The following is a 12,908-nucleotide window of genomic DNA, read 5'->3' on the forward strand; positions in this document are numbered from 1 at the left end:
GGCCATCTCTGGGCCATGCTTATTGTGGCGTTCTAAGGTGCTCTTTCTTTGCCCTAGCAACTGCGCTGGGCGGCATCTTTGCCTCTAACACCTTTAACAAGTTAATTGCTTCGGCTTGCGTGGTTTCATCGCTAAAGACTTCGTTATATAGCCAATGAAATCCCACTTCGTAATCTCGAGGACTACCATAGCCCTCACCAAATAACCGAACCAACATCATCCGTGCAGGCAGATCGCCTGTCGCGGCAGCAGGCAATGCATACTGCACCGCCCTTTGTTTATCTTCGATGACAAACTTACCATCGTGATAATACTCAGCCATTCTCACCATGGCTTCGGCACTCCCCTGCTCGGCAGAGGTTTTTAACATAGAGATCCCACGCGGCGGATTCGCCTTAACGCAGATCCCATAATTGAGCATTTCCGCCCAAAGATACTGATACAAAGGCTGTTTTAGCACCTCAGCCCTTGCTTCAATATCCTGCACTATCTGACAATCATCGCCCTTAACTTGCGTCAAATAACGTTTAGTACGAATCAAATCAACCAACTGCTCTTGAGTATAGACATCAACGGCCTTGATGGTCGCGAAACTCGGTAGAGCGGATATCGATAAGATCGTAATCAATACATAACGCAGCATAAGAATTCTCAATGACAGTGGGTTAATCTAATAGTCGTTTATCAAGCTAGCAATTTTAAAGGATAACTCGAATATACTCTATTTTATGTCATCGGCAGTATAACGTATTTCTTGAGTCCAGCTATAGCGATGCACTTCCTTACTGGGAAGACATTAAAAAGGCCGCTTATCGCGGCCTCTTGTTATTAACTAAACGGATTCACTAGAATCATGGTCTCGTTTCTATCCGGACCCGTTGAGATAATATCGATTGGCGTTTCTAACAACTCTTCAAGACGCTTAATGTAGTTCAATGCCGCTTGTGGCAATTGCTCAACAGAAGTTGCGCCGAAAGTTGACTCGCTCCAACCAGGCATAGTTTCAAGAACAGGAGTTACCTGCTCATAACCTTCAGCCGCTAGAGGAGTTGTAGTCGCTACAGTGCCGTCTGGGTACTGGTAGCCAACACAGATCTTAACTTCTTCTAGGCCGTCTAAAACGTCTAGTTTAGTCAAGCAGAAACCGCTTACGCTGTTGATTTGAACTGCACGCTTCATAGCGACAACATCTAACCAACCTGGACGACGCTTACGACCAGTCGTCGCACCGAACTCGTGACCCTTAGTTCCTAAGTAGTCACCGATTTCGTTTTTCAATTCAGTTGGGAAAGGACCAGCACCAACACGTGTGGTGTAAGCCTTCATGATACCCAAAACGTAATCTAGGTGACGTGGACCGAATCCTGAACCTGTTGCAACACCACCAGCTGTAGTATTAGAAGAGGTTACGAACGGATAAGTACCATGGTCAATATCTAGTAACGTGCCTTGAGCACCTTCAAATAGAATTGGTTCGCCAGCTTTACGCGCCTGATCAAGTAGCTCAGATACGTCTGTACACATGCTCTTCAAGTAGTCAGCGATTGCTAGAGCATCCTTCAATGTCTCTTCGTAATCAACAGCATCACACTTGTAGTATTCAGTTAGCATGAAGTTATGGTAAGCCATTACTTCTTTCAGCTTAGTTGCAAACAATTCTGCATCAAACAGATCGCCTACGCGTAAACCGCGACGAGAGACTTTGTCTTCGTATGCTGGACCGATACCACGACCCGTTGTACCAATAGCATTATTACCACGCGCTTTTTCGCGAGCAATGTCTAGAGCACAATGGAATGGTAAAATTAGAGGACATGCTTCAGAAATTAGTAAACGTTCCTCTACAGGTACGCCACGCTCTTTAAGCATGTTAATTTCTGCCATCAGTGCGTCTGGTGCAAGCACCACGCCGTTACCAATAATGCACTTAACATTATCGCGTAAGATCCCTGATGGAATAAGATGAAGAACGGTTTTGTCGCCATCGATAACTAGAGTATGACCCGCATTGTGGCCACCTTGGTAACGAACGACATATTTAGCCTGTTCGGTAAGAAGATCGACTATCTTACCCTTTCCTTCGTCACCCCATTGGGTGCCGAGAACTACAACGTTTTTGCCCATTATTTGCTGCACGGTAGTGGTTAAAACGGGATTTTAGCAGATCTATGGGGGCGGTAGGCAAGTAATTTATGAAAAAATAATCAACAGTACGACTCCAACAGTGACTAAGGAACCACCCAATCTACGCAAAAGCTGCTGATTTTGATTAGAAATTTCTTTCAAATAGGCTCGCCAACGATTTGGAAACAAAAGTGGCCCAATTCCTTCAATTATTAGCACTAAACCTAACGACAGCATGATTAACTCGAAAGACATAACAAAGTGTTCCTTAGGATGAACAATCTAGCGAAAAAAACCTTAAATGGTGAACTTAAGCAGTTCAAAACTGTGTAACCCGTTCTTAGGGTAAGCTGAACTAAAATGATTAGGGAGTCACGATCTACTCGCAGAGTTTTTCATATTACAGGTTATCCCAACAGCAAAATAACCGATGATAAGAGTAACGGAGAATCTGTAGATTATAGATAAGAAAAAACCCAGCATATAGCTGGGTTTTTTGAACTCTGAAAGCGAAAATTAACGCTTAGAGAATTGTGGCTTACGACGTGCTTTACGTAGACCAACTTTCTTACGCTCAACTTTACGAGCATCACGGGTAACGAAACCAGCAGCACGTAGAGAAGGACGTAGAGACTCGTCAAGTTCCATCAACGCACGGGTAATACCGTGACGGATTGCACCTGCTTGGCCAGTGTTACCACCACCCTTTACAGTTACCATGATGTCTAACTTCTCAGTCATTTCAACTAGCTCTAGAGGCTGACGAACAACCATGCGAGAAGTTTCACGACCGAAGTATTCGTCTAGAGGTAGCTTGTTAACGATAATGTTACCAGTACCTACTTTAGCGAATACGCGAGCAGTAGATGTTTTGCGACGGCCAGTGCCGTAGTATTGAGTTGCAGCCATTGCTATAATCCCGTTTAGATATCAAGAACTTGAGGTTGTTGTGCAGCGTGGTTATGCTCTGAACCAGCGTAAACTTTAAGCTTACGGAACATGGCACGGCCCAATGGACCTTTAGGTAGCATACCCTTAACAGCCTTTTCGATAATCATTTCAGGCTTATGAGCTTGTAGCTTCTCAAAAGTGATCTGCTTAATGCCACCGATGAAACCTGAATGTGAGTAGTAAACTTTGCCTTTAGCTTTGTTACCAGTCACAGCAACTTTATCAGCGTTAATAACGATGATGTAGTCACCAGTATCTACATGAGGCGTATACTCAGGCTTGTGCTTACCACGTAGGCGAGCAGCGATTTCAGTAGAGATACGACCCAAAGTTTTACCTTCGGCGTCAACGACGAACCAATCACGAGTGACTGTTTCTGGTGTAGCAGTAAAAGTAGTCTTCATTTTACAAAAACCCAATGTTAAAATTCTGTCTCACATGTTTATGCCATCATTGGCAGAAACACAAAAAGTGCCATTCCCCGCCCCTTCGAGCAAAGAATAAGCTTTACAACTTCCACCGAATTGGTGGATAACGAGGGCAGGTTGCGGATTATAGACAAAGCTGAGTTAAAAATCACCTAATTTTTTAGTTTAATTCTTATCAGTTTTGATTCGTTCCGTCCGTTTGCTCACTCAATTTCAAAAATAAACCAGCAAAACAGCGCAAGAGATCAGCCTCACAGGGCGATACACTGTCATTGATGAAAATTTTGGTGGCGAACAATAAGCGATTCTGCACAAGTTTTCTATTTATTTTGTGCCTAAAATCTACGGGATATGCTCCAACGCCAGATAATCATGAGATTGCATCTCCGTTAGCCTTGAGCGACAGCGCCTAAACTCGAAGCTTAATAAGCCTTCGGTATAGATCTCCTCAAGAGGAACCGCCGATGAGATGATCAGTTTTACATTACGTTCGTAAAATTCATCCACCATAGCCAAGAAACGACGCGCGATATCATCTCCAGTTAACTGCTCCCCCATCTGCTCAACATTACTGAGTAGCACGGTGTGATAAAGCCGAGCGACTTCCATATAATCTCGCTGACTTCTAGGACCATCGCACAAGGCTCTAAAATCGATGAGTAACACTCCCTGTGCCTGTTGACGAATATCAATGATTCGACCATCAATCTCTAAACCTTGCGTCGAAACCTCTGACTCAGGTGCTAACTTGGTAAAATACTCTCGCAAATTTTGCTCTGCTTTAGCATCGAGTGGCGAATGGAAGATCTCGGCTTGCTCTAGGGTTCTTAAACGGTAGTCCACGCCAGAGTCAACATTAAGCACATCGCAATGTTTATTGATCGCTGCAATAGCAGGCAGGAATCGGGCACGCTGCAGGCCATTACGGTATAACTCATCTGGAATAATATTCGAGGTTGCAACCAGCGCTACGCCTTCGGAAAAAAGTGATTCAAACAGAGTCCCTAGCAACATAGCATCTGTGATATCGGAAACAAAAAACTCGTCAAAGCAGATAACTTGATATTGCGCTGCCATTTTCTTGGCAATAATGACTAAGGGATCTCGCTGGCCCTGAAGCTCCGCTAAGTCGATATGCAGCTGATGCATAAAACGGTGAAAATGTGCTCGCAGCTTTCTCTCTCCAGGCAGAGCATCGAAGAAGGTATCCATAAGGTAGGTTTTGCCGCGACCTACCCCCCCCCATAAATATAAGCCTTGTACACCTTGCTTACGCTTCTTACCAAATAGGGAAAATAACTTGCTGCTTTTACTCTGGCTGTCGTTTAAGGCTATAAGATCATCATAGACCCGCTGCAGTTGCTTTACCGCCTGCTCTTGTGCTGCGTCGTGTGAAAAATCATCTCGAGTTAAATCTTGTTGATAATGCTGCCAAGGAGTTAATTGCGACACGTAAATCATTCTCTATTTGTAGGGGACACACAAATCAGCTCGGTTCAAAAACATCGAGCCGTTTGACGAGTTATTTTTAATCAATCGTATCATGCTAACAGGCAAGAATGCTTGATCAGCTCCGGTAAGCTAATCATTCACTTCGCTCACTATTGATACACAACGACTGAATCAGGCTAAACATAGGGCCGTTTGACGATTTATTTTTTAGTTAATGTTTTAGTAAATACTACCACGCTACAAAGCCGCGATGTATATTTGGCTCAATCAGCATCATATAAGTTTATTTAGGAGTCTATATGGAGTGGGCATTAACCCTTGCCGCATTTGTGATTGGTGGCGTATTTGGCTATGTGGGTCATACTTTACTGGCTAAAAGCAATCGTCATAAAAGTAATAATGAACAGTTAGAGCAAACCCAGCTCGAACTCAGCCAATACAAACAAGAAGTATCAGATCACTTTGATGACCATTATAAGCAACTGGCAGAATTAACCGCCCAGCTTAATAGAGTCAATCAGCAGTGGAATGCTTCTGCCACTTTGTTTACAGCACCGGTGACAGAGAAACAGCTACCAGAGTTGAGAGTCCAAAGCATCGAAAAGAGCGAAGAACAAGTTGAGGTTCTTGAGGAGAAAGAGCTAACACCAGCTTAAAGGCATGGGGGGAAATGAACCTTTGTTAATAATTGATGAACTTTTTGATACTTAGTTGAGTCCGAACCAATAATGAATGAAACAGCATACTTATTAGTACCCGGCGCAGTACCAACAATAAGTAGCCACGCTCATTTGGTTTTGAAATTTTTTGAAAACTTTAGTTTTGAAAATTGGAGCAACATATAAATGAAGACTAAATTATCCTTACTTTCTGCAGCAGTATTAGGCGCAAGCCTGACCCTGGCCCCAGTAGTCTCTCAAGCTGCAATTCCCTTAGCCGTAGATGGACAAGAGCTACCTAGCCTAGCGCCTATGCTGCACAAAACCACCCCTGCAGTTGTTGCTGTCGCTGTCTCTGGCACACATGTATCTAAACAGAAGGTACCCGATGCCTTCCGTTACTTCTTTGGCCCTAACGCCCCACGCGAACAAGTGCAGGAGCGTCCATTTAAAGGGCTAGGCTCAGGGGTTATCATCGATGCTAAAGAAGGTTATATCGTCACCAATAATCATGTAATTGAAGGGGCCGATGAGATCCTTATTGGGCTACATGATGGCCGTGAAGTTGAAGCAAAACTGATTGGCACCGATGCAGAGTCTGATATCGCTTTACTACAGATAAAAGCCAAGAACCTAACGGCACTGAAACGCGCCGATTCTGATGCCTTGCAAGTCGGTGACTTTGCAGTAGCAATTGGTAACCCATTCGGGCTTGGCCAAACCGTCACCTCTGGCATCGTCAGTGCTATGGGGCGAAGCGGCCTTGGCATCGAAATGCTAGAAAACTTTATTCAAACCGATGCTGCGATTAACAGCGGTAACTCAGGTGGCGCACTAGTCAACCTCAACGGTGAGCTTATCGGTATTAATACCGCGATTGTGGCCCCTGGTGGCGGCAACGTCGGTATCGGTTTTGCTATTCCTGCTAACATGGTCAACAACCTAGTAAAGCAGATCATCGAACATGGTGAAGTTCGCCGCGGTGTGCTTGGTGTGATGGGCCAAGACCTCACTAGTGAGCTTGCTAAGGGCTTTGGTATTGAAACCCAGCACGGTGGCTTCATTAACGAGGTGATGCCAGATAGTGCTGCTGCCAAAGCGGGCATTAAAGTCGGTGATATTATCGTCAGTGTTAATGGTCGCAGTATTAAGAGTTTCCAAGAGCTACGCGCAAAAGTCGCAACCATGGGCGCTGGAACAAAAGTCGAATTTGGTTTAATCCGCGATGGTGATAAAGAGACTGTCACCGCTGTACTGGGTGAATCAACCCAAGCAGCTGAAGCGGCAGCAGGTGCGGTGCATCCTATGCTACAAGGGGCAAAACTCGAAACCTCTCGTTCATCGGGTGTGGAGATCACCGATGTAGCCCAAGGCTCACCCGCAGCAACTAGCGGCTTAATCAAAGGCGATGTCATAGTTGGTGTAAACCGGACTAAGGTGAAGGATCTCAAGGCGCTAAAGTCGGCGCTAGAAGATCAGAAAGGCTCTGTGGCGTTAAAAATTAGACGCGACAACACTAGCCTTTACTTAATCCTAAGATAGACAGCCCAACCTGCTAAACTGAAAGCCGAGCAATATGCTCGGCTCTCTTTTTAGGGTTTAAATCGCTTTAGCATGGGTATTACGTACAAACATGTTAATATAACTCATCTTTTTAGCACTTATTCTCAGACATGATTATCAAAGACACACTTATATATGTCGGTAAAGCCGTATTATTCGGCCTTATCATGGCTGTAGTGATTATTTTTGTTCTTCCACTCATTACCGGTCAAAGCATAACAAATGGGCTTAGCAGTCGGGTATCGACAAGTAGCAGCGAGTTATCTTTCTCTACCGCAGTACGCCGTGCCGCGCCTGCCGTGGTCAATATCTACAGCCTGAGCATAGATCAATCTAAGCCTTTAAACCCTGGCTCACTCCAAGGCCTAGGTTCAGGTGTGATAATGAGTAAGGAAGGCTATATTCTTACCAACTATCATGTAATCAAACGCGCCGATGAGATCGTGGTTGCCCTGCAAGACGGGCGGAAATTTACCTCGGAAGTTGTCGGCTCAGATCCCGAAACAGACTTAGCCGTGTTGAAAGTTGAAGGTGATAACCTTCCTATCGTCCCAGTTAACCTGAATGTACCCGCTCGCGTAGGCGATGTAGTACTGGCTATTGGCAACCCCTACAACCTAGGGCAAACCATCACTCAAGGGATCATCAGTGCAACGGGTCGTAACGGCTTAAGCTCTGGCTACTTAGACTTCCTGCAAACCGATGCTGCTATTAACGCCGGCAACTCCGGTGGCGCACTGATCGATACCACAGGTCAGCTTATCGGTATCAACACTGCGGCCTTCCAGATTGGCGGCGAAGGCGGTGGGCACGGTATTAACTTTGCAATTCCAATCAAACTAGCCCATAGCATTATGGGTAAGCTAATTAAAAATGGTCGAGTCATTCGTGGTGCACTCGGTATTGGCGGTGAAGCTGTTGGTCCTGTTATGGCACAGATCTTAAATCTGCCGGATCTGACAGGCGTCGTCATTACCAGTATCGACCGTAACGGCCCCGCTGCACACGCCAAGTTACAACCGCGTGATGTGATCACTAAGTACGAAGGTGAGTCGATTCCTGGTGTTGAGATGCTGATGGATAGAATTGCCGAAACCACTCCTGGAAAAAAAGTAATGATGACGGTTATTCGAGATGGCAAGTCCTTTGAAGTGCCAGTTATCATTGCTGAGAAGCCAGTTCATTATAATTAGGTGCTAGGCTCGAGTACTAGTAGGTTCTAGGTTCTAGGTTCTAGGTTCTAGGTTCTAGGTTCTAGGTTCTAGGTTCTAGGTTCTAGGTTCTAGGTTCTAGGTTCTAGCAAAACATAAAACGCGAAAAGGCAAAACAGGTTCAGCTGTTTTGCCTTTTTCATTTAGTGCTTGTTCTCTCAACTAGAGCGACTTTTTCTAGCAGCAGCCTCAGCTTTACCATCTTAGCTGTACCGCCTTAGCTGTACCGCCTTAGCTTTACCGTCTTAGCCCTACCGTCTTAGCCCTACCGCCTTAGCTGTACCGCATTAGCTTTACCGTCTTAGCTCTACCGTCTTCGCTTTCCTGCTTTTCCTAGCACCTAGGACCTTTCTTCGTTTTTCCTAGCACCTGCTTTTTAAATACCTAGAACCTTTCTCAGCCTTTCCTAGAATCTACTTCTGAAATACCTAAAACTAGCTTGCCTAATCGGTTTAACTCAGTAGTTCGCCCACAAAAAAAGCCACGCTAAATAGGTTAGCGTGGCTTGTCGGGAGGGACTAAATAGTGATGAACCTGTTTTTATTTATGGATTTTAGGCAGCGCCGCAGCTCTATCTGTATAGTCTGCATGACACTTACCACATGAGTACTCAGCTGTTGACCAAGGCATCTGGAACTTGCCATCTTCAGTGAACTGCTTAGCCGCTGGGTCTAAGTCGATTGTAAATAGGTGAGACTTCACATCACCAAAGGTGACACCGTTAACCACCTTACTGACCGCACTCTTAGCCTGCTCTGGCATATGACACGTTGTACACTCAGCTGCTGCATGTGGCCCAGCTGCCCAAGTATTTTCCGCAAACTCCTTATCATGACAAGCAGTACACTCTTTCACCGCACCGGTATGTAGGCCATCGTCACTATCTTGATTCACGGTAGACTTGTGTGAGTCATGACAAGTTGTACAGTTCATATTACGCTTAGGACCAATCTCATCCCCAGCTTGATAGTCACCGTGCGCTTCAGGTACGACACCTAACATTTCATCTGCAGTCTGGTGATGCTTAGATAAACCACCTCCTGATGCGATAATACGGCCACCAACTTGACTGCCATCAGGGAAGGCTGCGTTATAGGCGCTAATGTAAGTTGGATAATCCTTCTCGCCATCACGGGTATGACATTCACCACAAGTCACGGCTTTACCAAACGCCATATCTTCGGCTAGGAACTCGTCTGTCGTACGAGCCATGGCTATTTTAGTGATGTTAACTTTAGTCGGAGCCTTTATATGATCGCTACCTGCGCCATGACAAGCCTCACACTGGACGCCTTGCTCGGCGAAGGTGCCACCCATACCAGGTAGATCATCTTGGCGATCTAGGTTACGTGTATCGCCATCTTCAGTGGTGGTGCGCTTCCAGCCTGTGGTGTGACAATTACCGCACTTATATTGGTAATTAAAATCTCCAGTCTTATAGTTCCCCATGACATCTGGATCATCTAAGTGATTTTCTGGAATATTCAACTCACCAGCGGCATTGCGAATGTTATATTGCACATTAGTACCTGTGACAATATAGCCATCGGCATCTAACCAGCGCATCTTCCAGTGGTAACCACCTACAACATAAGTGACATCATCGTAACTCGTTGGTGCGCCAAGATCGTTGTTTGTCGTACCATCTGCATCGGGGCCGGCAAACTGCAGTAGATCAATTGCCCCAGTAATCGTTGCTTCAGGTGTGTATGGGAAGCTAGGCTGCTCACCATTAGCGATTTTCTGAATCTTGAAATTATGCCCAGTCTTAGCAAATGTCTTGTGCTGCTCACTATGACACTCAGCACACGCGGCGCTACCAACATACGTTAGCGGCTCAGGTTCAGGTTGTGCTTCAACAGTCACTGTCACGACAGCTGACGCCTCATCGGTGCCATCGGTTATCGTATAGTTAAACTTCACCTCTCCTAGCTCTGTGCCAGCAGTAAAGTCAACCTTACCGTCTTTGATCACGGCACTACCGGAGTCTACAGAAACGATAGTTAATGCATCACCATCGGCATCTGTATCATTGGCAAGCACATCAATTGTTACCACTTCTTGAGCTAAGACATTGGCAAAGTCAGCGACTGCCACTGGGGGAGTGTTTACTTCAGGTAAATTAATATTGTCATCATTGTCGCTACCACAAGCGGCCAACATGGTTATCATGCTGGCAAGCAGTAGTTTTTTACATGGAATGTGTGCGTTCATAAGTTCATCCTCAACATTGCTATTCATATCGCCAACGTTGCAGGGAATGGCGATTGATATGCCTCTATGGACATGCTTCAAGTATTGAAGAGTTACCACTAAAGAGATAGATAACTAGAGTTCACCACTACCATAGAGTTGTGAACTAAAGTTATCAAAAACAAGATAACGCACTGTTTAAATAGGAAATTTAGCCTTGAGAAATGTTGTGATTTGTTAAGATATATTGACCTGTATTTGTCAAAATGTAGAGCTTGTTCTCATTTTGCATAACAAGGCCTGCCTTTTTTAACTGACGTAGATGAAAATTAAACTTTGTATGGTCCTCAATTTCAACCAAACGGCATAAGTCCATAAACTTAACAGCCTTATGTGTTGCCAGCACTTTTAGGGATTTACGTCGATAGGGATTAGCCAGAGCGCTGTAGACTAAATCGGGGTCAAGATCGACACGACTCTTGAACAACTGTTTTTCTGCGAGGCTACGCCTTATGGTGACGATTAGCTCATCACTCTTAAAGGGCTTAGTCATCACGCTATCGGCGCCTTTTTTCATGGCATCGACAGCGGTATCGACGGTGGCATAAGCGGTGATGATAATGACGGCTATTAAGGGTTGGTTTTGTCTCAGGTTCGAGATAGCTTCAACCCCAGTCATGCCAGCCATCAGCAGATCCATTAGTGCAATATCAAAATGTTGCTTTTCACTCTCTTTAATCGCGGCTTCCGCGCTCTCAACTGCGGTGACACTAAAGCCCTCAAGTTCTAGTATTTCAACCATGTTTTGGCTAAGTTCTCTGTCGTCTTCAGCCAACAAAATCGTGATCATCAATGCTGCTCCCGATAAAAAGTGAGTTCCACACGCGTCCCTTTTTCCTTGCTACTCACAATATGCATCTTGCCATTATGTAATGCGACTATCTGCTCACAAATCGCTAAGCCTAGCCCAGTACCGTGGCCTAAGGCCTTAGTCGAATAAAACAATTCTGTTGCTCGAGCCAGTTCATCCTCTGTCATACCACAACCTGAGTCCTCTATGGACACATTAACTTTATGCTCATCTTGCGTCGCACTCACGATAATCGAGCTATTCGTCGGTGAGGCATCAATGGCATTGCACAAGAGATTAATAAACAACTCTTCTAGCTTGATTCTCTCGGCATATAAAACAATATTTTCACTGCAATCCAACTGAATATTATACTGCTTAGTGCGGTGTGACAGTAACTTCACACCTGAGTCTAAAACTTCTCTCAAGGCAACAAAACAGCGCTTACCCGATGCAGGCCTAGCATAGTTCAACAGTTCTTTACTGATAGATGATGCACGTTCAATCCCCAAGCGGACACGGCTTAGGTAATTTGCTTCTGAATCCGACTGGTGAGGATGTTTTCGTTCCCATAGATCCAGCGCTAAAGTGGACGATGCGAGAGGATTATTGATCTCATGAGCGACTCCCATTGCCAACTGACCTATCGCCTTGTACTTATCCGCCTCGATAGCACGTGTCAGCTTAGCGGCAGTCTTTTGCTCCTTCTCTAGATCAAATACTTTAAGCGCCTTAAATAGAGCGACTAAAATGACTCCGCCGGCCAGTGTTCGATAGATAGGTACGCTATAGTGATATTCAGTTGGCACTAATCCAGAAAGCACGCCATAAATCATTAAGCCGATACCACAGAGGGCGAAGTATAGACCATAACCATGTTCCTCCTGACGCAAGCTATTGCCATAAACCACCATTCCTATTCCCGCGAGCACCGCACTACCAAACCCTATCAGTATTCGAGTGTACTGACTGGCCTCAGCAAAACCCGCTTGATTAACCGCTAGGTGCTGCAGATCTGGGATCACTAAATAGAAATAGCTCAGCATTAAGGCAATAATCAGCCCATGACCAATATAGGCAAGGCGTTTATTACTGATGGTTAAGATCTGCCAGGCAAATACCATCAAGGCGGCATAGGATAAAAATAACTTAGCCAAACAGAGCCATTGGGTTAATAAGCGGTATTCGGGGGCGATATGATCCGAAAATATCAGCACATAAAGCTCTGACCATTCATGAAATGCATGGGAGAAACCAAACACGGCTAATGCCCAAAGAGTTGGGGCAACCTTTAATTGGCTGTAACGGAAATTACGAAAAACAACGGCACAACCCATCGAGAAAAAAACGAGGCCGTAAAAAAGATAGATGTTAAACGTGACAAAAACTGGCATATCCCCAACATAGCATCTGGCTCCGCGCTATGATTTGATCTGCTTCCTATTTTTTCAGGCTGTAACTTGCGCTAGCTCATAAA

At 45.0% G+C, this 12,908-nt stretch carries 12 protein-coding genes; 3 read left to right on the top strand and 9 right to left on the bottom strand.

Features of this window, described 5'->3' with window-relative positions:
- Window positions 1-19: 19 nt before the first annotated feature.
- The 6 genes from JMA39_RS06795 to zapE all read right to left on the bottom strand — a co-directional run bounded on the left by JMA39_RS06795 (window position 20) and on the right by zapE (window position 4,955).
- On the bottom strand, window positions 20-643 hold the full coding sequence (locus tag JMA39_RS06795) for a tetratricopeptide repeat protein (protein WP_202721073.1): 624 nt from the start codon (window positions 641-643) through the stop codon (window positions 20-22).
- 185 nt (window positions 644-828) lie between these two features.
- A complete protein-coding gene (locus JMA39_RS06800; protein WP_202721074.1) occupies window positions 829-2,124 on the bottom strand; it encodes an adenylosuccinate synthase in 1,296 nt (431 codons plus the stop codon).
- 66 nt (window positions 2,125-2,190) lie between these two features.
- Complete coding sequence (locus tag JMA39_RS06805) at window positions 2,191-2,379, bottom strand: DUF2065 domain-containing protein (RefSeq protein WP_202721075.1); 189 nt, start codon at window positions 2,377-2,379, stop codon at window positions 2,191-2,193.
- A 261-nt stretch (window positions 2,380-2,640) separates the two neighbouring features.
- Window positions 2,641-3,033, bottom strand: a complete 393-nt coding sequence (rpsI, locus tag JMA39_RS06810; protein ID WP_012156791.1) for a 30S ribosomal protein S9 — start codon at window positions 3,031-3,033, stop codon at window positions 2,641-2,643.
- Between the two features lie 14 nt (window positions 3,034-3,047).
- Window positions 3,048-3,479 (bottom strand): 50S ribosomal protein L13, encoded by a 432-nt coding sequence (gene rplM, locus JMA39_RS06815; protein ID WP_202721076.1) that lies wholly within the window; start codon window positions 3,477-3,479, stop codon window positions 3,048-3,050.
- A 366-nt stretch (window positions 3,480-3,845) separates the two neighbouring features.
- Window positions 3,846-4,955 carry a cell division protein ZapE gene (gene zapE / locus JMA39_RS06820; RefSeq protein WP_202721077.1) on the bottom strand — a complete coding sequence of 370 codons (1,110 nt, stop codon included), beginning with the start codon at window positions 4,953-4,955 and terminating at the stop codon, window positions 3,846-3,848.
- A 299-nt stretch (window positions 4,956-5,254) separates the two neighbouring features.
- Here zapE and JMA39_RS06825 point away from each other — a divergent pair, with 299 nt between their 5' ends.
- From JMA39_RS06825 to degS, 3 genes are all read left to right on the top strand, one after another.
- Window positions 5,255-5,611, top strand: a complete 357-nt coding sequence (locus tag JMA39_RS06825; RefSeq protein ID WP_202721078.1) for a ZapG family protein — start codon at window positions 5,255-5,257, stop codon at window positions 5,609-5,611.
- A gap of 189 nt (window positions 5,612-5,800) precedes the next feature.
- Window positions 5,801-7,156, top strand: coding sequence for a Do family serine endopeptidase DegQ (gene degQ, locus JMA39_RS06830; protein WP_202721079.1), 1,356 nt, complete (start codon window positions 5,801-5,803; stop codon window positions 7,154-7,156).
- A gap of 131 nt (window positions 7,157-7,287) precedes the next feature.
- The gene (gene degS / locus JMA39_RS06835) at window positions 7,288-8,370 is read left to right on the top strand and encodes an outer membrane-stress sensor serine endopeptidase DegS (protein WP_202721080.1); all 1,083 of its coding nucleotides are present in this window, start codon (window positions 7,288-7,290) and stop codon (window positions 8,368-8,370) included.
- A 558-nt stretch (window positions 8,371-8,928) separates the two neighbouring features.
- Here the strand turns inward: degS and JMA39_RS06840 are convergent.
- The 3 genes from JMA39_RS06840 to JMA39_RS06850 form a co-directional block, all read right to left on the bottom strand.
- The gene (locus JMA39_RS06840) at window positions 8,929-10,602 is read right to left on the bottom strand and encodes an Ig-like domain-containing protein (RefSeq protein WP_202721081.1); all 1,674 of its coding nucleotides are present in this window, start codon (window positions 10,600-10,602) and stop codon (window positions 8,929-8,931) included.
- 190 nt (window positions 10,603-10,792) lie between these two features.
- Window positions 10,793-11,431, bottom strand: coding sequence for a response regulator (locus JMA39_RS06845; RefSeq protein WP_202721082.1), 639 nt, complete (start codon window positions 11,429-11,431; stop codon window positions 10,793-10,795).
- On the bottom strand, window positions 11,431-12,825 hold the full coding sequence (locus JMA39_RS06850; protein ID WP_202721083.1) for a sensor histidine kinase: 1,395 nt from the start codon (window positions 12,823-12,825) through the stop codon (window positions 11,431-11,433). The genes JMA39_RS06845 and JMA39_RS06850 overlap by 1 nt, the downstream gene beginning before the upstream one ends.
- Between the last annotated feature and the right edge of the window lie 83 nt (window positions 12,826-12,908).

The organism is Shewanella schlegeliana, from assembly GCF_016765635.1.
Lineage (GTDB): Bacteria > Pseudomonadota > Gammaproteobacteria > Enterobacterales > Shewanellaceae > Shewanella > Shewanella schlegeliana.